The following is a 24,271-nucleotide window of genomic DNA, read 5'->3' as shown; positions in this document are numbered from 1 at the left end:
CCTTTCATCAACTATTCATGACCCGTGTAAGTAACCTCGCCGAAAATATAACGATCCTTTGAGCCGATTACCTCAATGTAATCTTTCACAAATTGCTTGACTCCTGCTTCAGCAGCCATACATAAATGCATATAATCCGTTTGCTCGTCTTTTTTTAGTTCTCTCATCATGGCTTCTTTTGCAACAGTGAACGCATCTGTAGCCACATTGATTTTATTGATTCCTAAAGAAACTGCTTTTCTTAAATTGGCTTTCCCGCAACCACTTCCTCCATGAAGCACTAATGGCATCTGCAACGTTTCTTTTAACTCTGCTAAACGCTCAAAGTCTAGTTGTGGTATTTTCCCTTTGGGGTAGTTGCCATGTGCGGTACCAATCGCAACAGCTAGAGCATCAACATCTGTTTTTTGAACAAAGTGTAATGCTTGTTCAGGATTTGTGTAAAGATCCATATTTGCATCATCTTCGTTCAGCGCTTGTCCTACATGTCCTAATTCTGCTTCAACAGAACAGCCAACACTATGTGCAAGACTGCAGACCATTGCCGTCTTTTGCAAGTTTTCTTCATAAGACAGGCTTGAACCGTCAAACATGACATTTGTAAAGCCTTGATTGATACATTCAGCAATGACTTGGAAGTCCATGCCGTGATCTAGATTCAACGCAACAGGAATAGTAACTCTGGCTGCCAGTTCCTTGATCAATGGAATCATTTCTTCTTTATGTGCATGATTTTTCATTTGACCAGGACCGAATTGAATGATGATCGGTGAACGCTGTTCTGCGGCTGCTTCGATTCCTGCACGCGCCATTTCAATATTGATACTATTCATCGCCATCACACCATAATAATTTTTATTGGCATCTTCTAAAATTGATTTCATACTTACTAACATTGTTGTACCCCTCTTCTTCATATGATCGCGTTTCTTATTCTTCTAAAGTAATGTCAAAATCGAAATCGTCTGTTTCACTGTTTTCTACTGTTTCAGTTTCTGCTACCGTTTCACGTTTGATGACCGCATAGACAACGCCGGTAACAACTGAACCGATCACCAGAGCTACAACGAACATTAATGGATTCGTCATCATTGGTATCACGAAAATACCGCCATGAGCCGCAACTGATTCCACGCCAGACCCTACCGCTATTGCTCCAGCAGTTGCGGATCCTAATACGGAGCTGATGATGAAACGAACTGGATCTGCTGCCGCAAATGGCAGTACACCTTCGGTTATAAAACATAACCCCATTGGAAAAGCAGCTTTAGCGGTATCGATTTGTGCTTGTGCAAATTTTTTTTTGGCTAACAAAGTGGCAATGAATGCCCCGATTGGCGGTGTCATCCCACCAACTAGTTTAGCCGCCATTGGACCGTTGATTCCATCTGCTCCTAATGCATTGGCTGCCAGTGAAGCAGTTTTATTGATAGGCCCGCCTAAATCAAATCCCATGCAGGCACCGATTACCCCACCAATCACAGACTTTGCTCCGCCATTCAGCGCAATGATCCATTGTTGGAATCTATCCATAATGAAAGCTAACGGTGGCGAGAAAATCATTAGAAACAACATCCCACTAACTAAAGTAACTATTACTGGGATAACCAAGACCGGCATCAAGCCTTGCATCCAACTTGGTACTTTCCATTTTTTCACCCAATTCACACCATAACCAATCACAAAAGCGACCAGCAAGCCCCCTAAAAATCCGGCTTTTGTTTCATTAGCGGTATATCCTAAAATAAGTGCTGGTACAATAGCTGGCCGTCCAGCAATGGAATAGGCGGTGCCAGCAGCCATAACCGCAACCGCAAAGGCCATTGCATAGGAACTCAGCTTGTTGACTCCCCACCAAAAACCTGTCCACGTATAAGGATCCATCTCAGAAAACGGCGTGACTCCCGGTTGAACTAAATCTCCAATATTGTATCCGCCAAACCCTTTTGCTAGTGCCCCCAAAATACCACCGGCTACAATGATCGGAATCATATACGAAATTCCTGTCAGTACGTGTTTCTTTACCTCAAATTTCCCCTTCATGTATGCTACTCCTTTCCTTGATCATAAGCCTAATTTTTCATGAATTTTCTTGATTACACCTTCTGGTGATTTCATGATCATTGCTATGGGAATGTCAATGACTTTTTTCCCTTTGAATCGTTCCCGAGATACGCCAATATCCGTAGCTAGCAACACGATATCTGCTTCACGAATATCTTTTTCAGTTAATTCATTTTCTACCCCAATCGAACCTTGCGTCTCAATTTTCACATCATCCCCAGCTTTTATGGCAGCTTTCTCAATTTTTTCCTTTGCAATATACGTATGCGCGATTCCTGCTGTACAAGCAGTGATTCCAACTATTTTCATTTTCTTCCTCCTTAAATCTTTAATCGATCGATAACCTCATCAACTGAGTGGGTTATTTTTAATCGGTTTAATAGTTCATCATCACTTAATTTTGCTGCAACCTTACTCAACAATTGCAGGTGTAATTTTGCACCAGATACATCGTCCGGAACCGCAAACAAAAAGAAAAAATTAACTGGTTGATTATCGTAAGATTCCCAGTGGATCATTTTGTTTGTTTTACCGATTGCGATTCCAGCTCGCATGACCGAATCTGATTTCCCATGGGGAATTGCCACGTTATTCCCCATTCCTGTGATCCCTTCTGCCTCACGCTCGTATACAGAGGCAATAAAATCGTCAAGTTTGCTGAGATAATTTTCTTTGTACAATAGAGTAGCTAATTCACGAATCACTTCGTCTTTTGTGCTGGCTTTCATATTTAGATCAATAACATTCCGATCAAATATTGTTTGATTTTCATTGACTGTTTCCATTCTTTCGCTCCTTCCATCTCTTATTACACTAAGAATAACAGAAAAAAAGAAAGCGCTTTTAAAGAAATTGGGAAGAGCATTGTGGAATTTTTTTCTTTGCTGTTCAATCATGACTTTCAGATAATAAGACCTGGGCATTTATAAGTAAAAAAATTTATAGATAAAAATAAAAGCCCAAAATTTTTTGGGCTTTTCGGGTTAGTAGATTTCTAATATTATAAAATTAATTATTGATGGAGAAGAACATAAGCCAAGGAAATAGGTACCCTAAGTATAATAGTATAATTCTAAGCCTTATTTGCTCTTTCCTTAAACACATACATCCAGCCCGTTAGGCTAATCACTAAACTGGCTAAAACAAGCCAAAACCCGGAATCAATGGTGATTCTCCCCGCTGCAACTAGCTTCTGTGAACCAATGACCATGTCGCGGCAGTAAAGAAACGTACCTCCTGCACCGATAAATAGTGAGACAATCAATGTAGTATAAATTCCTCCTTTACTAGCATTGTGTCCAAAAAAACTGCCACTCAACATTTGATAGCCTACTATCACACTACCTACGATCCCCATGAGGAAAAACGCAAAATCACTAGGATTACTGAAAAAACCCGGCATAGTAAATAATAATATAAATCCAACTTTCAATCCCCACTTATAGCTATTGCTTTTCAACTGATTCTGCCGTTCATCATAAGACTCTTTTTCCATTCTACTCACTGATCGAAGAAGTAATCCATACAAGAGATAAAAGCCAAGAATAAATAAGACTCCAATAAACCAATAGCCTACCCAGGTAAAGAAAATCAAATTTGCTGCTACCCACAGCACGTGTAATACTTTCTCAAAAATACTTGCCCACTTGTTTTTCATTCGTTTGTGCCTCCAGTCAATTTAAACAGCTCCTCCACTGATAATTTAAAATAATGAGCAATCCGTAATGCCAACTCTAATGAAGGATTGTATTTGTGGGTTTCGATGGCGTTGATCGTTTGACGAGAAACGCCCATAATCGCTGCTAATTCGCCTTGTGATAATCCTTGTTCCTCACGTATGCTTCTTAAACGATTGATGACTGGCATCTTCTCACTCCTGTCAAGTTTCCTTTACATAGAAGTTACCATATTTCACAGCTTGTGTAAAGGTTCCTTTACATTTCCGATTTTCGATAAAATCCAATCTATCCTCCAAATACAAACTTATTCCTTCAAATGTTAGATATAGCCCCTCATTAGTAACAAAATAACTTATCATTCTATTTTGACAATATAATCTGTTAAAATGAATGAATCCCACCTATAAAAAATTGATTGGAGTGTACGAGATGAAGAAAGTATTAATCGCTCTTTTTTCCGTCGGTGCAATTTTAGGACTGTCGATCCATTTCTTTGGACTACAGATCGGACTCGCACTTTTTAATAAACCGATCTATATGATTCCACCTTCCGTCTATCGATTAACAAAAGATGCATTAACAATTATGGAGAATTATGGAGTATATGCAAAAGAGACAGGATTTGAGAAAGAAATACCAAACTATCTAGCTCAAGTCAAAAAAGACGATACGTTTGATGATGTTGTGCCCATGCTCAATGAAGCCATAAAGGAAGCTGGTGGTGATCATTCAGCTATTATTGAAGTCCAAGAGGATAAAGCGCCACTTTTCAATCCAGCTCTGCTTACTTTCCCTAGAATCTTTGCAGAAGACAACATTGTGACCCTCATTTTGCCTTCATTTCCTGCTAGTGATGAAGAAAATGTGCACACTTACGTTACTACAGCACTCGAACAACTTTCCAAGATATCTGATCCCAAAGGTGTCATTATTGATCTACGAGGGAATACCGGTGGCAATATGATGCCTATGTTAGGGGCATGCGCTCCTTTCTTTAAAGAAGGTAAACTATTCGAATTTACTTCTCCTAACAAAAAAATCCCCGTCTTCAAGAAAGACGGGAAAATATGTTTTGAAGAAGATAATTTAAGTCTACCAACTAACTTAAACTTTCATCACTTGCCTATTGCTGTCTTAACAGATCATCAGACTGCTAGTTCAGCTGAAGTTCTACTGGTTGCTCTTTTAGGACAAGACCATGTTTCCTCTTTTGGAGAAGAAACAGCTGGTTATGCCACAGGGGTTTCAATGATTCCTCTTTATGGAAAATACGCTTTGTCCTTAGCAGGTGCAAAAATCAAAGGTTCCAATGGGATACTGTATGAAGAAAAGCCAATTCTTCCTGATGTCATAACTGACCACCCGGAAGATGCTGCACTAAAATGGCTTAAATCCATTCATTAACCAGCAATTTGAGAAAAGCCTTACTAAATCCTTAGATTCTGATCTACTCTATCTCAGCGCCTTCACTAGCGCTGTTTTCAAGTTAGGATTTTTGAAGGACACCTTTTTTAGCATAGCGCCGAAAAACACGATGGACCAGTTTGCTCGCTAATCGTTGGATAAAGACGGAATAGTTGAGTAATGCGACCAACAAAATCAAATTGATATAGGTCGTATTGCCGAGATTAAATAGATCTCTTCCGACAATCAATGCGATAAAGTAGAGAAGCTGTGTGCCGAAGAAGACAAATGTTCGGTACTTGCTGTTTGGCGGATAAATTTTCCGCTGGATCAAGATGTAATTCCATGCAGTAAAAATCACACACATGATCGATAAAGCTTGACCACTGCTGCCGAACAAGTGCCCGATATTAATAATAAGTAATGTTCCAATTGCGATTGACAGCGAAGCCGGGAAGGCATTTTTGAAAATAGTAGACAAAAAGGCGCCTTTGATCCGATTGAAATCCGGTTCGAAATTCAACAAAAAGGTAGGAATGCCTACAAAACAAGCATTGATGATCGTAAGTTGGATCGGTTCAAAAGGATAAGCGGTCCCCGATAACAGTGTTCCCATAGTGATCAAGATGGAGAAAAGCACTTGAACCAAAACGAGCGACCCTGAGCGGGTAATATTATTGATGACTCTTCTCCCTTCATCCAGTACCGAAGGCAGCGCCGAAAACTGGTTTTCCAGCAGAACTAAATTTGCCACTTGTCTTGCTGCATCGACTCCTGATGCCATTGCGATCGAGCAATCGGCTTCTTTAAGAGCTAGGACATCGTTGACCCCATCTCCTGTCATAGCAACCGTATGATTCATTTCTTTTAAATAAATCACCATTTCTTTTTTTTGCTGTGGAGTCACTCTACCAAAAATCTGATAGTTGCCGACTGCCTCTTTCAGTTCTTCGGAGGTAAGCGTCGAAACATCGATATAATCAGACGCTCCGGGAAGATTGACTTTTTTGGCGATCTGACTAACCGTGACCGGATCATCGCCAGAGATGATCTTGCACTGAATGGCTTGGGATCTGAAATACTCTAGAGTAGCTTTGGCATCTGATCGGACCGTATCCGATAATAAGAAAAATCCTAAAGGTTCAATCGTTGCAGGCAACTCATGATTTTCGCAAATCTGAGGGCTATGTGCCAATACAATGACCCGATACCCTTGTTCAGCCAGCGCTCGTTCTTGTTTTAAAACAGGGGCATGCTCGTTGGATAAAAGAATAGAGGCCGCACCAATAAAGTAGGTCCCTTTTCCTTCAAAAGAAACACAGCTGAATTTTCGTTCCGAAGAAAAAGGCACGACATGCTGCATCGCATACGTTTCCTTCTCTGGAAAGAAGTCTCTTAATGCCATGGCCGTTGGGTTCTTGTCCGGTAAATGTGCCAGTAGATTTTGTGTGATTTCTGCCATTTCTTCTTCTGAGGTAAAAGGGATCACTTTCTCTACTGTCATTTGTCCTTCTGTGATCGTTCCCGTTTTATCTAAGCAAAGAACATCCACTCGTGCTAACGCATCGATACAGTTAAGCTCTTGCACCAAGACTTTTTTTCGTGCCAGATAGACGGCACTGATGGTTAAGGTCACACTCGTCAGTAAAAATAATCCTTCTGGAAACATTCCTACAGCTGCGGCGACAGTTCGCAAAATGGCTTTGTTGAAAGAGGCATGCGTAATAAAATATTGTTTAAGGAATAACAACGTACACAATGGAATCAGAATCATACTGATCCAGCGAATGACTTTGTTCAGACTTCCTTGAATCAAGTATTTTTGCCGCTTGATCGTTTTCGCTTCCTTATTGATTTTTTCAATATAATTTTCTTCGCCGACGTGGATGACTTGGCAAAGTGCCTCACCGGCTGTGACAAAGCTGCCTGAAAACAGTTCAGCATCAGGTTCCTTACTGATGCTATCCATTTCTCCTGTCAATAGCGATTCATTCACTTCCAATGAACCTTCGATGACTTTGGCATCTGCCGGAACTTGGTCACCATTCTTCAATAACAGAATGTCATCTAGGACTAATTTATGGATCGGCAATGTTTCTAAATTGCCATCACGATACACATTGACTTTGGCAACTTTTAACAGCGCCAGTTTATCAAGGGTTCGCTTCGAACGGATTTCTTGAAACATGTTAATGATCACATTACTAAAAACGACAAAAACGAATAAGCCATTCTGATAAGAACCAGTTAATGCCACTAAGAAAAAGAGGAGGCTGTTGATCAGATTAAAAAAAGTAAAAACATTTGTAAAAATGATTTTCGGATACGAATTCGTCTTATCTTTCTTTGATTTGTTGACTTCTCCCCGTTGAATCCGTGCTTTTACCTCTGCTGAGGTTAATCCATGTTTGTTTTCGATGATGTCTCACCCTTTCTTCTTATCATTTGTCATACTCTCATTCCATCTTACGTAAGAATGGCTGGTTAATCTATAGGACTTCCGGTTGGTTTTTGCGGAACTTTTATTTTTTATAGTCTAAAGAATAATTTATCCTCTCATAAAAGATGACCTAATTGTGTAAAATATAGCATAATATGCTGCTGCTTGGCGTTTCATTTTTGTCACTTCACTGTCACGCTTTGGCATAATGTTCCTTTCTGACCTCGTTTGTTTAGTACTTGAACATTCAGCAACCTTGTTCTATCAACGATACTCGTAATCCCTTTCTGCTAAAATAAATAACTAGAGAGGTATCATCTTTTTTGCGGGTTGTTTTTTATCTTTAGAAATTCTAAAGGGTTGGAATGAAAGTTAAAAGAGCACGCTTCGACAAAAAAGGCTCAAAAACTTTGATAAAAAGTTTTTGAGCCTTTAATGATTTCCGTTTTTTTGATCAGTAAATTTTCATTCACAAGTATCCTATGACGCTCTGACTAATTCAAATGTTTCTGATCCAAAGAGTCAATGGCATGCATGAGACCTTCCAACCCAGCAATGATTTTCTCTTTTGGTGCACCTAGATTAAACCGCAGGTAAGTCTTACCTTCTGGTCCATAAACCTCACCATTCATGATCGCGATTCTTTCTTGTTTTACCAGAACACTTTGCAATTCATCCATACTATAAGGTAAATCTTTTATGTTGATCCAGCCTAAGTAGGTTGCTTCTGGAATAGTGAAATGAATTCGCGGATCAGCAGACAGTATCTTCTTTGCTTCGAAAAAGTTCTCGTCGATTGTTTGATTGAGTTCAACGGCCCATTTCTTTTGATTCCGATAACAGTCCATTGTCGCTAGTAGTGCAGGATATGGAATCGACGATAGACCATCTCTTGCTTTCAATATCGTCAAAAATCTTTCTCGTAATTTTTCATCCAAAAAGATAGCATAAGAGCCACCCAGTCCTGGCGTGTTGAACGTCTTTGATGCGGAGGATAGCAAAACTGCAGGCACCTCTATTGAATCAATAAATTCTAAGATAGGTCGATGTTTTTCTCCTGGGCGCCGGACATCCATATGGATCTCATCACTCAAGATAGCGACGTTATGCATTTGGCATAGCGAAACCAAGTTGGATAGTTCTTGATCAGTGAACACTCGGCCAGTTGGATTGTGCGGATTGCATAACAGAAAAATTGCTGGTTTTTCGATGGCAAATACGTTGGCTAAAGCATCAAAATCAACCGTAAACCGTTCCCCATCATTGGTTAAGGAAAATGGGATCAACTTCCGTTCGTTACCGGCGATACAATGATAAAAGGCATCATAACACGGGGTAAATGTTACTACTTTGTCTCCTTTTCGACTTAATAGTTGGATGCAAAGAGATAAGCTATAAATGACACTTGGCGAGTAGACACACCAGTTTGGATCAATCGTACAATCAAATTCCTGCAAAAACCAATGGCTGATGCTCTGCTTATAATCAAGATGGTTCCAGCGTGTATAACCGAAAAAACCTCTAGTCACAGCTTTAGCCAATACTTCTTTGGTTCCATCAGGGATCATAAAATCCATATCTGAGATTGAGAAGGGCAATAGCCCTTTTTCTCCGAAACGATCTTGGACATAATCCCACTGGGTCGAATACGTGCCGTAGCGAGAGCGCTGTTCTTTAAAGTTACTCAAGATCGATCCCTCCTTCATCCAAGGAACGAATAACCGCAGAAATCAACTCGATCGTCGCTTCAACGTCATTGATGTCCACGATGGAATGCCACGAATGGCAATAGCGAACCGGCACGCAAAAGACTAGGGTTGGTTTACCGGCCTCTAACTGAACCGAGCCAGCATCCGTTCCACCTCCGGCTAACAAATCATATTGCCAAGGAATTTGATTGCTTTCAGCAACTTCCTTGCAGTAATCCAACAGCTTTATATTTCCTAATGCGGTTTTATCGGCCAGAACAAGACCTGGACCTTTGCCTTGAATACGATTAGGATAGTCCGCAGCTTTTGGCGTATCTTTCCCATTGGCTACATCAATAACGATATTGATATCGGCATCTACTTGCTGCGCGGCAACTTTCGATCCTCGTGTCCCAGCCTCTTCTTGAACAGTCCCCACACCAATGATTTCGACATGTTGCGTTTTAATCTGATTTTTGATCTGAGCCATGATCGTACAGGCAACACGATTGTCCAATGCTTTACCAATAATCTTCTGCTGATTAAAACTTTTCTTGGCTTGAGTATTTGGCAAAATCATATCACCAATCTGCAAACCAGCAGCTTCCAATTCAAGTTTTGATTTGGCCCCAAAATCTATATACATCTCACTGATTGGTACTACTTCCGACATTGCATGCGTTGATTTTGGTAGTGTTCCCACCACACCTTCTATGATAGAGCCGTTTTTACGACAAGTTGCTCGCACTTGCTGCCCCAAAATGACATGCCCCCACCATCCACCAATCGGATAGAAGTAGACAAAGCCTTCCTCTGTGATACGGTGGACAAAAAAACCGACTTCATCCATATGGGCATAGAGTGCGATTTTTTTCTTTTTTGTTGTCAAATCTCCAAAATAGAGGTTTCCAAATGAATCTTTGATACCATTCGAATCAATGATCGTCATCAGCACCTCTTGCACTTGAGACTCTTGACCAGGCAGTGCATCTAAATTAGAAAGACGCATTAATAATTTATCGGTTGCAATCAATGGTTATCCACTCCTTACTGAATTTCGTCAAAAGTTCAGCATTCCCCAGATCATTTACTAATACATCGTCCTCGATGCGAATACCGAATTTTTCTTTCGGGAAATAGACTCCTGGCTCAATTGTGAACGTCATATTGGCTTGAATTGGCAACTCATTTTGGGGTGCTAGGGCCGGATATTCATGACAAGAAAGACCAATGCCATGTCCCAAATTATGACTAAAATGATCCTCAAGGCCCTCTTTCCTCAGTGCTTGTCTTGCAACTTGATCAATCTCTCCTAACGTTTTATTGAAAGAAACCTTTTGAACAGCTGATTTTTGAGCTGCCAATAGGATCTCATAAGTTTCTCGAATCTCGGGTTTTACTTCGCCAAAGCCTATCGTCCGTGTGATATCCGAATAATACCCGTCGTAGATCGTTCCAAAGTCAATCATGATCAGCTCATTCGCTTCAAGTTTTTTCTGACTAGCATGGGCATGAGGCAACGCGGTACGCTCTCCAGAAGCGACGATTGTTTCAAAAGCCGGGCCTTCGCTACCTAATTTCTTGCTACGATAATCGAGTTCATTCGCTAAGTCTAGTTCTGTCATCCCTACTCGAATCATTGGCATGATCCGTTCTAATGTTTGATCGGCAATCTGCGCCGCCTGTCTGAGGGCACAAATTTCTTTAGATGATTTGATCATTCTTAAACTTTCCACCATGTTTTTGGTGGCGATTAGCTGACCATTGGCCTCCTTCATTAAAAAGTGAAGTTCAGTAAAAGTCTGATAGGAAATGGTTTCCGCCTCAAAACCTACCTTCAGTCCTGCAATAAATGGTCGCATTACTTCGATCAAATGACTTCCAATCGGGATCTCACAAATTTCCACACCAGTTGTTTGTTGAGACGCTTGTTCTGTATAACGACCGTCCACAAACAAAATTAATTTATTTTCAGTAACTAGTAGTAAGCCGTTTGACCCCGTAAATCCGCAAAGATAGCGACGATTCGTTTTATCTGTGACTACAAGTCCGGATAATTTTTTTTCCGCTAGTTTTGCTCTTAATGCATCGATCCTCATCTATTTTCCCCTCATTCCTTTTCTAACCTGAATCATCTTTAATAGTTGATTCTCGTCTCAAGGGTAAACAATATACTCAGAATAGTAAAAACGGGGCACAAGTTCACAAGATAAGTGATGACCGATAGAATGGTTTCTTTTGCAAGAGGACTAGTACCCCAATTTACCAGACAAGATTCCCCACACTATTGTTTATCCGCTACTTGTTCTAACTTATGCCCCAGCCCCTTTGGCTAGAAATCAATATCTGTTAAGTATTGTTCATCTTCATCTGAGATGACTGAGTTGCCTTTTTCTGCTTCTAATAATGCTTCCCGCTCGAATTCTTGTTTCTCCAATACTTTGAAGAATGGCAAATATAAGCCAAAAGATAAAGCGACTTGAATCACTTGAATGATGACTGCTCGCCAATCGAATCCTGTGAGAAACCCTTCCATAAATATTGGCACATAAGGCGGATCAAAAATCGGGTAGTTCAGTAAACCTAGTTTCATACAAATCATTGGGAACATTCCTACTAATGCCCCACCAAAGATAAATGGAATCATCAAAACTGGATTCAAGATGATCGGCACACCGAACAACACAGGTTCATTGATACCAAACATGGAAGGGAGTAAAGCAACTGCCCCTACTTTTTTGTATCGTTGTGACTTACTGATGATCATTGCTAAAACTAAGCCAATCGTCACACCAGAACCGGTAAAGTTGGCAAAGGCCGATAAGGTACCATTCGTAATGACATGGCGTAATGGTTCTCCCGCTTCGTGCGCTGCAATGTTCTCGGACAAATATTGCACTGCGATTGGTGAAAGAATCGGGGAAAGAACCGCTGAATGGATACCAAAAAACCAGAAAACCAACCGTAAAACTAATACTAGATAAATCACCCATAGCGAATCTAGACTGCCAATAGCCGGTGCTAAAATATCCATGATGACTTGCGGTAAAAGAACACCCCCAGATAAACTATCGGTAACCGCACGGATCACAATAAACAGAACCCCGATAGCCGCAGTGGGCGTAATCAATTCGAAAGAACTGGAAACAAAATCCGGAACCCCCTCTGGCATTTTGATCACCAACTTGTGCTTCGTGAAGAATTGGTAGAGTTTGACCGAAATAATCGCTATGAAAATTGCAGTAAATAAGCCCTTAGAATCAAGATAGCTGGCGACGATATTGCCGTTGTCATCCACATCCATTGCTACAATCAAAAAGGCAATTGCTGACAACATCATTGATCCCACTGTATAAAGCTTATAGTGTTCACTTAAGAAATACGAAATTGCTAGAACTGCATACAAACCAACTAACCCTAATGAAACTTTTGAAATAATCCCAAAAATATAACCGTAGCTTTCAAACCAATTTGCAACTCCCTGTGTAGTAATGAACTCAGGAATAGACGGAAAAATTGCTGCAACAGACCCTAATAATAGCACTGGTGTCATTACGACCATTCCTTTTTTGATCGCAGTCAAGTAAGCATTACTATCAACTTTATTAGCAACCGGCACCAATGTTTTACGAATAAATGCTTCTACTTTTTCAAAAGCACCCTGTTTTTTTGGACTTTCCATTTTTTTCACTCCTAATTATTGAGTTTTCAATGCTTCATTCTTACGATATGCAACCAACGCTTGTTTCATTACCGTAGCCCCATCCATGGACCCATAGATATCCGACGTTAATAAAACAGTTGGTTTGTTCACTTTATCTGCTTCCCCTTTAATGAAATCATATTTGTGACTCAATTGTGGCCCAACTAAGATGACATCATAGTCATTGATATAGCGTTCCAATTTGTCGACACCGATTGCCTCCATTGGATAGTCTTTTTCATCTAAGCTTTTTGATTCTTTGACAACTTTTTTCATTGACTCCATCATCATTGTCGTTGAGAAGCCTCCTGCACAAACAAGCAATATTTTCATGTTTCTTTCCTCCTACTTTTTTTTTGATTACTTATTTTCTTCGCTTTTTTCCTTTAACATACCAATCATTTCTTCAATCAAATCGCGTGCCAATAAGCTTGTCATTAAATGATCCTGCGCATGAACCATTAATAGACTAGTTTCTGTTTTCTCGCCATTCAGTTCACCGGTAATCAACTTTGTCTGGACATCATGGGCATCAATACTCCTTTCTTTGGCTTCTTTCATTTTTGCTTCTGCCTGTTCAAAATCCCCTTTACGGGCGAATCTTAGCGCTTCAAAAGCTGCTCCTCGCGAATCTCCTGCTGCAGAGATGATTTTAAAAATATCAACTTCTTTTTCGTTCATTGTTTCATCCTTCTTTCATTAAACTTTGTATATAAGACTTAAAGTCTTGAAAATTCGTGATTTTGGCTAGTTGATTGTCTAACGCTTGGTCTTCCATCATTTTGATCATCAATCGACTGATTTCTTTATGCAGATTTAAATGATCTTTCTTGATATTGATCAAGAAAATAACCTTGATTTCTTTTTTACTGTACCAAATTGATTTTCTTAACAAAATGACATCGATGACTTCCCTGATCGCTGCCTGCTCCATAGGATGGGGTCCTGCGATACCATTTTGATAGATGGTATCGATCATTTTTTCTCTCTCAAGAACACTGTGCTTAAATCCCTGCTCGGCCCACCCATCTTCTAAACGAGCCGCTTCGCTTTCTAGTAGTTGCAAATAATCTTCTGATTCCGTATCAATTTGAAACCACTGAGGATCAAATAAACTGAGAATAAACTGGTGTACATCAAATACTTTATTTTCCGATTCCCGCAATAGGCTTAAATCTTTTTCGATTTTATTGATTTCTGCCCGATTTAAAATCGTTTTTGTGTAGATGATAGGGATAGCAAACTGTTCCTGATCCAGAGGAACAGTGGAAATCAGTAAGTCAAAACTTTTATCAATCTGATCAACTTCGTTCAAAGCAAATGTGGTGACTTCAGCATTGCTGAAAAGCCGCTCTAAATTAACTTTCAATAAATAAGAAGCACCGCCACCCGTAGAACAAATGACAGCTATTTTTTTATAATCATCGATTAACTGATTCGCCTGCTTCTCAAGACTAGCTGCGAAATAGATAGCAACGTAGCCTATCTCATCTTTGCTGATATCTGCGTCCAAGTCCTTGTTTAATTCACTGATGAACACCATCGCAACGTTGAATACATTGGCATATTGCGTATAAATGTCATCAATGATCGGATTATCTAGTTGATGTCCGGTATACAGTCTTTGAAGTAATGGAGCGACATGCATCAACAGGGCATTACCTAATTCTTGATCTGTTCTAAACTGTGTATGGTAACGTAAATCGACAAGCTCTAGTGTTTTTTCAATTGCTTGTTTCAATTGCTGATTACTGGTTCGATCATCAAGGACCGAAAATTTTCCTCTCAGTTGCTCATGCAAATAATTTTTTTCCATAGTAGAAAAAGTAATGGGATAAGCCGTTTCCAAATAGGAGACCAAATCTTCTGTTAAAAGGTCATACTTATCGGTTGCTGTCCTTACGGTTCGTTCGTCATTCGTTAAAGTGTTATTTTGTGTGATTCGAAAAACAAGCAATCGAATATGCTGTATGATATTCTCAAAAACAATATCGCTCGCTTTAAGTTGATGCTGTTGCAACTTTTCTGATAAACAGGAACGTAGCGCCTCTTCATCAAAGACGAAGTGAAAAGCTTTATATCGTTCCGTCAGGACGGGTGTATGGATAATGTTGCGAATCAAATAAAGAATTGCTTGTCTTTTCTTCTCTTCAGTCCCGACAATCTTCAAACCATAATGTGCTTTGCTGAATAAAGTTAATCCGTAGTCCTTGCAAAACAATTCGACTTGTTTGATATCTGCTTTAACTGTTGAAAGACTTACCTCTAACCATTCTGAAATCTGCTGCATCGTAATGTATTCTTCATGAAACAGCAGGAGAAGTTCGATATTCTTAATTCGTTCTTTCGGGTTCCCGTTATCGATCTTTTCTTGACGTTTTGCATGAGATAAAAACCTTAGAAACTTTGTTTTATCAGAAATTTCCAGTTGATAGCCTGCCGAACGAATCCGCTCTATTGAAAATCCTTCTGTTCGTCCGATATCTCTTAACCACTTGATATCATTAGCCAAGGTCCGCTCAGAAATCTGAAATTCAGCGGCCAATGCCTTGGGAGCAATTGCTTGCTTCTTTGCATATAAGTATTCAACAATTTTTTCTTGTCGCATAATTTCCTCCCGCCTTCACATAAACTATACAATGTAAGCCCTTTACTTAAAATGGCAACTTTTTCCGATAAATGATGCAAGAATAATCTGATTCAAAAGAATAACCACTTCCTTCTACGAGCAAACGATTCGGTTTACATAACCGGGATCGATCGATATTTTTCTGAACACTGCTGATCCTGCATCATTTCAGCTGTTAGCCTCATTCAACTACTCCATTCGCATTCTAAAAAAGATAACTAATATACAAAAACAAGCCAAAAGCCTCGTTACAAAGCTGTTGGCTTGTTCAATACAGAACCATTATTGATCGAATCGATTCTTCTATTTTTGATCAAGTATACTTCTATTTATACACCCTAATCGCAGGAGGCACAAAATCAGTGATAAATGCGTTGATTTCGGCAAGTGATTCGGCGAAAAGAATTTTGTCGAAGTCTTCTTGGGTCAAGAACCCTTCTGTTACCATTGCCTGGTATTGTTGTTTCAATGGATCAAAAAAGCCGTTGAAATTGATCAGCACACATGGGTTGGCATGTTGCCCGATCCTGCCCCAAGAGATGACTTCTGTAATTTCCTCAATGGTTCCCGGTCCTCCTGGCAATGCCACATATAAGTCAGCCAGCTCGATCATTTTTTGTTTTCTTTCATGCATATTCGAGACAACGATCAGCGACGTAAGATTCTCTTTTGCTAATTCTCGTGCCACCAAGAATTCTGGTATGATGCCTGTTACTTCACAATTTTCTTCAATAGCGGTTTCGGCAATTATCCCCATCAATCCCGCATTACCGCCTCCATAGACAAGGTTATACTGATTTTCACCTAGCCATCTACCTAATTCTTTGGTGATTTGCTTGTATTCTTCTGAACTTCCGATACTTGCTCCACAATAGACTGCGACATTCATTCTCAAATGATCCCCTTTCGATCTGATTGCACTTCATGTTATTATAGTCGAGAAATAAGGAGGGCTCAATATGAAAATCAATGAATACAACTCATGGGTGATCGACTTTTATAAAAAACGGAACTGGTATCAATATGATCCTTTTATTCGTGTTGGATTTCTTACGGAAGAAGTAGGAGAACTATCCCGGGCCATTCGCGGCGTTGAAATTGGGCGAGATCGACCTGATGAGTCTGCAAAAGATCAAGCCTACTATCGAGAGAATTTGATGGAAGAACTTGGCGATGTCTTTGACAACGTATTGATTCTCGCAGATAAATACGATATTGCTCTCGAAGACATTATGGGTCATCATAAAGCAAAACTGGAAGAGCGATTTAAAGAGGAAGGATAGTCTAGCTGCTAACTATCACTTATATTTCTTTTCCTACGCGTTATCTTGCGTTATCCTAAGTTGTGCGCCCAGTTGATCACCTGTCATTGTCAACGAGTTAGCTAAGGGAAAAATATTGTCAGATTTTCTAGTCTACTTGAAGCAAAAAAAAGGGACTGTGCCATAAGTCTCCTACAAGTAACACTAGCCAAACATTAATGATTATTGCTCCTGCGGTGCAGGGACTCCTCGTCGCAAAAGTCAGAGGAATCTATCCTAGCAACAGACTATTATTCGGTTTAACTTGTTGGATGATGACTTATGTTATAGTCCCGTATTATAAATCATTATTACAGATCAACGATTGAATTTTTTGCTGCCTAATTTCATATGAAATTGCGGATCTTTTGGTGTGGAAGGATCGACACCTCGCAAATGAGGAATTTCTCCACAGATCAATTGCAATAAGACAATGAAATTGAACGTCATAAACTCTGGATCGGTGGTTACAGGTAAGACCAGATCTGCTGCGTCTGACTCATAAGTCGTAATCAGAAAAATAGTATCCGACCATTCGGACAAAACTTCTTTCATTTTCTCAGACCTTGGCTCATCGCCGTTGTCTAAAATAAAGACCATCGAATCTTCATTGATCGCATTATAGATGCCATGAATAAACTCTTCAAATTCATATCCACTCACCGGACAACGCATCGTCTCTAACAACTTCAGGGCACTTTCTAAAACATCTCCATAAATAGCTGCCGGACCAGTCACACGGATTTCTTTTGCAGTGACTAATCGTTCCTGATTTGCAGAAATCCATTTTAATGAAGTCTCATAAACAGCTTGGAACTGTCCAGCAGCAGTTTTCACCCCTTGGATCTGTTGTTCAAATGTCTCTTCAGAAATCGTTCCTTGCTCAAGTCCCAGATAGAGAGCAAGTAATAATAGATTCAGTTTTGTACAATAAAAGCCCTTTGTTTTTGCCCCTGCTTTCTCAGGTCCACAATGGACAGTCAGAACAAAATCAGCCATTTCATCAATAAATGCTTGTTCTTCTCCTGCCATGGAAGCAGTGATACAACCTTTGCTTTTCGCTAGTTTCATAGCGTTGTAGGTGGAAAAAGAGCTACCTCCTTGAGAGATTCCGACAACTAATGTCTGTTCATTATCACTTAAAAAAGTCTCTTCAGTGATCGTGAAAGGATAGACCGCTCTTACTTCAAGTTGTAATAGTTTTTGCATTTGCGGAGCCATTTGCAACGCGGAATGATAGCTCGTTCCAGACCCTGTCAAAAAAATCCGAGTGATTTTTTCTTTTTTGATACTTGAAAAAAGACGGTCTCCTTTTTCGATAATTTCTAACAATTTACTTGGTGTCTCTTGTAAATACTCTTGAATTGATGCCATTTTTTCTCCTCCAATATTATAGAATGCCAATCAAATGAACAGCGATCCCAAAAATAATAATGCCGATCGTAATCTTAGTAATGCTCGCTTTTTTTAGCAGCTTATAAATGCCAAAGGTGAAGGCTAGCGGCAGCATCTTTGGTAATATCTGATCCAGTATATCTTGAACCACGATTTCTGCTCCGCTGATATTCCACTTTAATGGAGTCGTGATATTCAGCATCGTCGCCACCATACCTCCAACAACACATAATCCAACGATCGTTGCTACTGCCATAATTTTATCCATCAAGCCCTCTTTTTGGATACGGTCCAACGAATTGACCCCTACTTGATACCCCAGTTTCAATCCAAAGATACGAACCAATAGATTTGGCAAATTATACAAAACTAAAAACAGCAATGGACCAAAAAGATTGCCATCTTTTGCGATCGATACACCAATACCGGCAGCAATGATCCGAACAGTTCCCCAGAAGATCGAATCACCGATCCCAGCTAAAGGCCCCATCAGTGATGCTTTGACAGCGTTGATTGATTGGACATCAAAAGCCGGATTGTTCGCATTTTCTTCTTCCATCGCTGCGCTGATACCCATGATCGTTGGTACTACCGCTGGTGTCGTGTTGAAAATTTCCAAGTGGCGTGTGATTGCTGCTGCTTGATCTTCTTTATTTCTATAGAGCTTTTTGATGACTGGCAACATGGCATACATGTAACCGACATTTTGCATCCGTTCGTAGTTAAACGCACCTTGAAGAGCAAAGGACCGCCAGAATACACTTTTTAGCTGCTTCTTCTCAATCTTATTCAAAATCGATCTCTCCTTCCGTCAAGTTATCTGGGACACTGGGGATAGACTCTTTCTTCTGTTCAATATAGAAGTGCAAGATCACTGCGATACAAGCACCGATTAAAGCAATCGCAGTAATATTTAGTCCTCCGTAGGCAGCTGCTAAAAAGCCCAAGAAAAAGAAGGGGGCCATTTTCTTTGAAAAAAGCATGTCCAGCAACAAAGCAAATCCGATGGCAGGAAGCAGATTTCCAGCTACAGATAACCCGTCTAATATGACATTTGGAACAGCTTCGATCATTCCCGTTACCTTATCCGCACCTAATAAAATAGCTAAGAAGGTTGGTAGAAATGTACTTAAAAAGAACAAACCAACTGGAATCCACATACAAAAGGCTAATCCTTTGTAATTTGCTTCTTTCGCATAGCTATCTGCTTTGTGGGTAAAATAAGCATTGATGATCCGAACCAATACGCCTAAAGATTGCGCTAAAACTGCGATCGGCACAGCTAATGCTAAAGCTACTTCAACACCGCTATTAGACAAAATCGCAAATGCTGTTCCTAAAATCCCTCCTGTCACCACATCTGGCGGTGTAGAAGCCCCAATACCGGCGATCCCCATCCAGATCAATTCAAGTTGCGCCCCAATGATAATTCCATTCTTTACATCGCCTAAAACCAACCCCACCAATAAACCGGTAACAAGCGGACGATCAAACATCATCTGACCAAATATTCTGCCATCTAAAATACCGATTCCAGCAATTAACCCTAACATTATTGCTTGAGCAACCATCGTGTAACCCTCCTTCTTCTAAATGTCAAAGTCCGTCAACAATTTCTTTTTATCTCTAGGCAGCATCCGAAATTCTACTTGGACACCGGCATCCTTAATCATTTTTAAGTTAGCGATATCCTTTTCGTCCACTGCCACTAGATCCGTTAATTTCTTTTTCCCCTCGCCATAACGCAACCCCCCAACATTTAATGTGGTAATTACCCCACCTGAAGCTTCGACCAATCGGCGAGCATCCTCGGTCGTCTTAACTAAAACCAAGACATTACTCTTTTTTGATGATGCAAATTTTTGAACGATTTCTCCGGATTCCGCTACTCCTCGAATGTATAGAACAACATTGGAAGGTTTCGCCAGATTTAAAGCCATAGATTTCATTTGATCATTTTTGGCATCGTCATTTACCACTAAAATCGTATTGATCCCTAAGGCCGTCGTCCAGCCAAAAGCTACTTGGCCGTGGATCAACCGATCATCAATCCTCACTAAAGATATCGTCATTGTTTTGTCCTCCTTGCTGTTTGATTAGTTGATTAATGTGTAAAATTCCTTTCTTCCCTTCTTCTATTCCCCTAAGTACCCAATCCTCAACAGATAGCTCAGCTGTTTCCTCTGAGAGTATGAGAGAAAGTAACATAGGTAAATTGACACCGGTGATTAACTGGAATTCATATCCGTTTAATAAATGATTGGTAAATAGATTTGCCACACTTCCCCCAAAGACATCTGTTAGGACGATCAACGTCTGATCTTGATTCTGCTCTAAGTAAGCAGTCATCTCTGCTTCCGCATCATCACTCGATTTTTCTTTGGTCATTGAAAAACAATCGATCTCGATATCTTCACCAGCAATCAATTTCAAACTATCAATAATCCCTTTAGAAAATGTGCCGTGGGTTGCTACTAAATATTTCATCTCTTTTCCTCCTCACTACACTTTTTTATAATGCAAAAAGCGTGCCAACTAGTGACACGCTTCGAAAAGTCCTCATCTATCAGTCAAGAAAAAGGATATTATGGATATAGCAAATTTCTGGCAATGGAATCTGCACACTATAGATTGTTTCCAGCACACTGACCGCATCTTTGATCACTCTGATTTCACGTTGATGAATAAATACAAATTGTTCAAGATCTGCAAATTCGGTAATTTCTACTTGCCGTATCAAACGCTCTACCATGCAGGAGATATGAACATAAAGACCGATTTTTCGTGGATTCGTTAACTTCAGTGCTAATCGTTCTTCCAGTGTGACAATTAATTCTTCTATGATCGACATGATTTTTTGAGTATCTAAAATAGTTAACGAATCGAGGACTCGAATGAGGGAAAAATTTTTTACCATCCGATCATTCACAATCTTCATGCCATTTTCATCCAAATCAACTCCAAAGATCTCTGACATTTTTTGCGCGTTCCCACCAGAGATAATGGTTTCTAAATAAACAAACTCGGCCTCTGGAATCAGAGGATCGTCGGTTCCAATAATGCCTAATAAATTATAGTGTTGAGAAATACTAGCGGGTATCCCGTTGGTAACCAATTCACTATATTCCATAGGGAAAAACGCTACCTCAAGCAATCCTTCCAAACATTCCGACAACATTTTTTGAATCTGAATCGCTGTACCTATCCCAGTAAAGCAAGTGGTGATTATCGCTTTTTTTTGAGCCTTTTCCGGTTCGAACAGTTGAATGTTCGGTGAGATCGATTCCTTCATCCGTTCCGCAATCTCGGTTAAAGGAGTGCCTTGAAGCATCATATTGCCAATCTCTAGTGCCATCAAAGTCCCTAGCTGATCCATACACAAAATTGGAACTGCTACGGTCTTTTTCAATAAATCATAGATCATATTCAACGACCCCATATCAATTAGGATTACCAGTCCTTTGACTATTCCGTTTTCTCGTACATACTCTTCTACCTTTGTAGAGATGTCATGAATGGAGGCCTCGATTGGCATATCAAAGCTGGTAAATATTGACTCTCCTAGCATGCGATTACACACATTGGCGATACTGCTAGCGGTTGCGAAACCATGAGCAATGATCAATCCATCAATGTCTTTGCTCTTTCTTGTATAACGTAGTGTCGAAAAGAATAATGAGAAGAGATTAATGTCTAATGAATCGAACTGAATATCTAAACGTCGCTCAATTTCAGGAAAAATTTTCTTTAGCGTTTGCCGTTCTTTCCCATAATGCTGCTCAATGTAGGCTTCCAGTAAAAATTCAGAAGGCTGAGAAACGAAAGACGTTCTCAAAATATACTTGTAAATGTAGTGAGACACAAATAGAACGAAGCTTCCATCATAATGAAAGAACGCCTGATATTCGATTTCCCGAAATAATTCTTGCATCGTTTGATGCACAAACTCTTCCAAAGCAACTGGTTTTTGCTTTGAATCCGTAAAGACTAACCGATCCATAAAGCCAGCCACTTGTTGATCGATCAACGTACGCATCTCCGCATCCTCATCATTTTTTCTCAACGAATAAATTTGATTTAATCGATGAATAAACGCATAAAGGTCTTGCCGGCCATCATTTTCGGAAAGAGATTGTTTTTCCCCGTCGAAAACGTAATTAGTTGACTCAGAAAACTGGCTAACGATTTTATTTCGAGGAAGCGTATACATTTGTGCGGGCAGATCCTTGATGGAAACATGGACTTCATCTGAAGTAACATTTTGAGAAATCGCACTGCCGCAAACATACTTAATGGCATTTTCAATTTCACCAATATTTCCTGAATAAATGGTATGAAGAAAAATATTCATTACCTGCGAGCTGACCACTATTTTCTTTTCAAGCCGTTTGCTTTCAACTTGAAAGAGCTTCTCGATAATTTCTTTTTTTTCTAAAATACTGCGTTCGCTCAGATTAGGTAAATAGATAGTAATAGGAATTCGACGCAAAAACGTCTGTAAAAAAGCGGTGGTTTTCTCAGTTGTCGCGAAGGCCAATCGGACAGTTGCTTTTCGCTCGGTTGATTCACCGATCCGAGAAAAGGTCCCTTTATCCATGAAAGTAAAAAGTTTCTCCTGTCCTTCCGCATTCAACCGATGGACTTCATCTAGAAATAGTAGACCACCATTCGCATCTTCTAATAACCCGCGCTTCTTTTCGTAGGCACCAGTGAAGGCTCCTTTGGAGTAACCAAACAATAATCCTGACAAGAGCTCTGGATTATTATAATATTGTGCACAATTTAATACTTTAAATGGGGCTGTTTCTGATAGAACTTCTGCTTTGACCATATATTCATACATGATTTGCACGAAATAACTTTTTCCGATGCCTGTATCCCCCATCACCATAACAGGAAGACCATTATTTGGATAAAATACAGCTGTCTTCAATTGTTCAATGGGTTCAGCCAAACTTTTATCGTAACCGATCACTTTTTCAAATACACGATTGATAGGTACTTTCTCGATTTTGTCGCTTAACTCTTTTACTGAATTCAGGACTTCAGATACTTCGATAGCGAACTTTTCTTGATACCCCCCTCGATTGCCAAACAAGACGGGCCGTGTATTGATTTTAAAAAAAATGCCTTGATCAACAAAACGATTGGCCAATCGACTCGCTTGTGTTCGACTAAAGGAGAGTTGAGCTTCAATATCGGCTGTTGTAAACAGTCCCGATTCAACCGCTTCTTTAGTAGCACGATTCGCTAATTCTCGGCTCCATGTAGTCACTTCTACTTCAACATTCATTTCTACACCTCTTTCTTTGCCCTCGAAATAACAAATGTTAAAAAAGAGTATACCACGGAAAAATTTCTTTTAAAGACGAAATTAAACCTCACAGGGAATCGCTTTCATTTATTTGTTATTTCATGGCCTGTCCAATGCCTCATACTTTCTGTTTTTATTACTAAACAACTTTGTCACAAAAAAAACATCGAAGCTGCTCAAAACGCGGGGAGCGTCAATAATTTTGTGTAAATGATTCTTCCCTACTGCAGATTGTTTCTAATTCTCAATCAGTTGGCTTAGCATTTGTTCAAGTTCGCCTTCGGCCTGTTGAAAGCCTTTATGACTGCGACCTAGGAATTTTTGGTTGTAAGTATCAAAAGACGAGACTAAGAAACGTTCCATCGACTCTTCGTTTTGGAACTGTTCCTTGCGGTGGCTGTATTTCTTGATTTGCTTATTAAAGGATTCAATCAAGTTCGTAGAATAAATACTCTTGCGTATGGCCAAGGGGAAATCATAGAAAGTGAGCAAGTGATCGTTCGAAAGAATCGATTCAACCACTTTTGGATAGCTGGTTTTCCTTTTTTCCGCAAAAGCACCACGTGCTTCCAACGCCACCTCTTTAGATGAGGCTTGATACACCATTTTAAAATCATCACAGACTTCCTTACGATCATCGACACGCACTTTGTG

The 24,271-nt window shown here is 39.9% G+C and carries 24 protein-coding genes; 2 read left to right on the top strand and 22 right to left on the bottom strand.

The window, feature by feature from the left end; genetic code table 11:
- Positions 1-11: 11 nt before the first annotated feature.
- The 6 genes from ACTFWY_RS14180 to ACTFWY_RS14155 all read right to left on the bottom strand — a co-directional run bounded on the left by ACTFWY_RS14180 (position 12) and on the right by ACTFWY_RS14155 (position 3,930).
- Positions 12-896, bottom strand: coding sequence for a class II fructose-bisphosphate aldolase (locus ACTFWY_RS14180; RefSeq protein ID WP_029486417.1), 885 nt, complete (start codon positions 894-896; stop codon positions 12-14).
- Between the two features lie 34 nt (positions 897-930).
- Positions 931-2,043: a PTS fructose transporter subunit IIC gene (locus ACTFWY_RS14175; RefSeq protein WP_003125518.1), complete on the bottom strand. Its 1,113-nt coding sequence runs from the start codon at positions 2,041-2,043 to the stop codon at positions 931-933.
- Between the two features lie 21 nt (positions 2,044-2,064).
- Positions 2,065-2,373: a PTS fructose transporter subunit IIB gene (locus tag ACTFWY_RS14170; protein WP_103300170.1), complete on the bottom strand. Its 309-nt coding sequence runs from the start codon at positions 2,371-2,373 to the stop codon at positions 2,065-2,067.
- A gap of 11 nt (positions 2,374-2,384) precedes the next feature.
- The gene (locus tag ACTFWY_RS14165) at positions 2,385-2,849 is read right to left on the bottom strand and encodes a PTS sugar transporter subunit IIA (protein ID WP_005470450.1); all 465 of its coding nucleotides are present in this window, start codon (positions 2,847-2,849) and stop codon (positions 2,385-2,387) included.
- A 287-nt stretch (positions 2,850-3,136) separates the two neighbouring features.
- Positions 3,137-3,721 (bottom strand): hypothetical protein, encoded by a 585-nt coding sequence (locus tag ACTFWY_RS14160; protein WP_311828124.1) that lies wholly within the window; start codon positions 3,719-3,721, stop codon positions 3,137-3,139.
- Positions 3,718-3,930, bottom strand: a complete 213-nt coding sequence (locus tag ACTFWY_RS14155) for a helix-turn-helix transcriptional regulator (RefSeq protein WP_003125516.1) — start codon at positions 3,928-3,930, stop codon at positions 3,718-3,720. Before ACTFWY_RS14155 ends, ACTFWY_RS14160 begins: the two co-directional genes overlap by 4 nt.
- A 242-nt stretch (positions 3,931-4,172) precedes the next feature.
- On the opposite strand from ACTFWY_RS14155, the gene ACTFWY_RS14150 reads away from it, so the two are divergent.
- Positions 4,173-5,147 (top strand): S41 family peptidase, encoded by a 975-nt coding sequence (locus tag ACTFWY_RS14150; RefSeq protein ID WP_311828123.1) that lies wholly within the window; start codon positions 4,173-4,175, stop codon positions 5,145-5,147.
- Between the two features lie 82 nt (positions 5,148-5,229).
- Here ACTFWY_RS14150 and ACTFWY_RS14145 read toward each other — a convergent pair whose 3' ends face one another.
- The 9 genes from ACTFWY_RS14145 to ACTFWY_RS14105 form a co-directional block, all read right to left on the bottom strand.
- Positions 5,230-7,569 carry an HAD-IC family P-type ATPase gene (locus ACTFWY_RS14145; protein WP_113849282.1) on the bottom strand — a complete coding sequence of 780 codons (2,340 nt, stop codon included), beginning with the start codon at positions 7,567-7,569 and terminating at the stop codon, positions 5,230-5,232.
- Positions 7,570-8,081: 512 nt separating this feature from the next.
- Positions 8,082-9,275, bottom strand: coding sequence for a MalY/PatB family protein (locus ACTFWY_RS14140; RefSeq protein ID WP_113849281.1), 1,194 nt, complete (start codon positions 9,273-9,275; stop codon positions 8,082-8,084).
- Positions 9,268-10,308, bottom strand: a complete 1,041-nt coding sequence (locus ACTFWY_RS14135; RefSeq protein ID WP_252711582.1) for a M42 family metallopeptidase — start codon at positions 10,306-10,308, stop codon at positions 9,268-9,270. Before ACTFWY_RS14135 ends, ACTFWY_RS14140 begins: the two co-directional genes overlap by 8 nt.
- On the bottom strand, positions 10,292-11,374 hold the full coding sequence (locus ACTFWY_RS14130) for a M24 family metallopeptidase (protein ID WP_252711583.1): 1,083 nt from the start codon (positions 11,372-11,374) through the stop codon (positions 10,292-10,294). The genes ACTFWY_RS14135 and ACTFWY_RS14130 overlap by 17 nt, the downstream gene beginning before the upstream one ends.
- 233 nt (positions 11,375-11,607) lie before the next feature.
- Positions 11,608-12,957, bottom strand: coding sequence for a PTS sugar transporter subunit IIC (locus ACTFWY_RS14125; protein WP_003125508.1), 1,350 nt, complete (start codon positions 12,955-12,957; stop codon positions 11,608-11,610).
- A gap of 15 nt (positions 12,958-12,972) precedes the next feature.
- Positions 12,973-13,311 carry a PTS sugar transporter subunit IIB gene (locus ACTFWY_RS14120; RefSeq protein ID WP_003125507.1) on the bottom strand — a complete coding sequence of 113 codons (339 nt, stop codon included), beginning with the start codon at positions 13,309-13,311 and terminating at the stop codon, positions 12,973-12,975.
- A gap of 27 nt (positions 13,312-13,338) precedes the next feature.
- Positions 13,339-13,659: a PTS lactose/cellobiose transporter subunit IIA gene (locus tag ACTFWY_RS14115; protein WP_003125506.1), complete on the bottom strand. Its 321-nt coding sequence runs from the start codon at positions 13,657-13,659 to the stop codon at positions 13,339-13,341.
- A 4-nt stretch (positions 13,660-13,663) separates the two neighbouring features.
- Positions 13,664-15,586, bottom strand: coding sequence for a BglG family transcription antiterminator (locus tag ACTFWY_RS14110; RefSeq protein ID WP_308052076.1), 1,923 nt, complete (start codon positions 15,584-15,586; stop codon positions 13,664-13,666).
- 346 nt (positions 15,587-15,932) lie between these two features.
- Positions 15,933-16,496 (bottom strand): TIGR00730 family Rossman fold protein, encoded by a 564-nt coding sequence (locus ACTFWY_RS14105; RefSeq protein WP_195957375.1) that lies wholly within the window; start codon positions 16,494-16,496, stop codon positions 15,933-15,935.
- 70 nt (positions 16,497-16,566) lie between these two features.
- Between ACTFWY_RS14105 and ACTFWY_RS14100 the strand changes: the two genes are divergently transcribed.
- Positions 16,567-16,890 carry a MazG nucleotide pyrophosphohydrolase domain-containing protein gene (locus ACTFWY_RS14100; protein WP_003125503.1) on the top strand — a complete coding sequence of 108 codons (324 nt, stop codon included), beginning with the start codon at positions 16,567-16,569 and terminating at the stop codon, positions 16,888-16,890.
- A 336-nt stretch (positions 16,891-17,226) separates the two neighbouring features.
- Here ACTFWY_RS14100 and ACTFWY_RS14095 read toward each other — a convergent pair whose 3' ends face one another.
- From ACTFWY_RS14095 to ACTFWY_RS14065, 7 genes are all read right to left on the bottom strand, one after another.
- Entirely contained in the window at positions 17,227-18,282 is a 1,056-nt protein-coding gene (locus ACTFWY_RS14095) for an SIS domain-containing protein (RefSeq protein ID WP_003125502.1), read from the bottom strand.
- Positions 18,283-18,298: 16 nt separating this feature from the next.
- The gene (locus tag ACTFWY_RS14090; RefSeq protein ID WP_103300160.1) at positions 18,299-19,096 is read right to left on the bottom strand and encodes a PTS system mannose/fructose/sorbose family transporter subunit IID; all 798 of its coding nucleotides are present in this window, start codon (positions 19,094-19,096) and stop codon (positions 18,299-18,301) included.
- Positions 19,089-19,874 (bottom strand): PTS mannose/fructose/sorbose/N-acetylgalactosamine transporter subunit IIC, encoded by a 786-nt coding sequence (locus ACTFWY_RS14085; protein ID WP_003125499.1) that lies wholly within the window; start codon positions 19,872-19,874, stop codon positions 19,089-19,091. The genes ACTFWY_RS14090 and ACTFWY_RS14085 overlap by 8 nt, the downstream gene beginning before the upstream one ends.
- A gap of 18 nt (positions 19,875-19,892) precedes the next feature.
- A complete protein-coding gene (locus ACTFWY_RS14080; RefSeq protein ID WP_003125497.1) occupies positions 19,893-20,375 on the bottom strand; it encodes a PTS sugar transporter subunit IIB in 483 nt (160 codons plus the stop codon).
- Positions 20,350-20,790: a PTS sugar transporter subunit IIA gene (locus tag ACTFWY_RS14075; RefSeq protein WP_003125495.1), complete on the bottom strand. Its 441-nt coding sequence runs from the start codon at positions 20,788-20,790 to the stop codon at positions 20,350-20,352. Before ACTFWY_RS14075 ends, ACTFWY_RS14080 begins: the two co-directional genes overlap by 26 nt.
- Before the next feature lie 79 nt (positions 20,791-20,869).
- Positions 20,870-23,596, bottom strand: coding sequence for a sigma 54-interacting transcriptional regulator (locus tag ACTFWY_RS14070; protein WP_288551805.1), 2,727 nt, complete (start codon positions 23,594-23,596; stop codon positions 20,870-20,872).
- A 258-nt stretch (positions 23,597-23,854) separates the two neighbouring features.
- Positions 23,855-24,271 (bottom strand): transposase (locus ACTFWY_RS14065; protein ID WP_439948503.1); only part of this gene is annotated, 417 nt, incomplete at its 5' end.

The sequence above is a fragment of the Enterococcus sp. 125944 genome (assembly GCF_051909435.1).
Taxonomy (GTDB): Bacteria; Bacillota; Bacilli; order Lactobacillales; family Enterococcaceae; genus Enterococcus_D; species Enterococcus_D gallinarum.
Note: the sequence above shows the minus strand (reverse complement) of the source record. Positions and strands in the feature narration are given on the sequence as shown.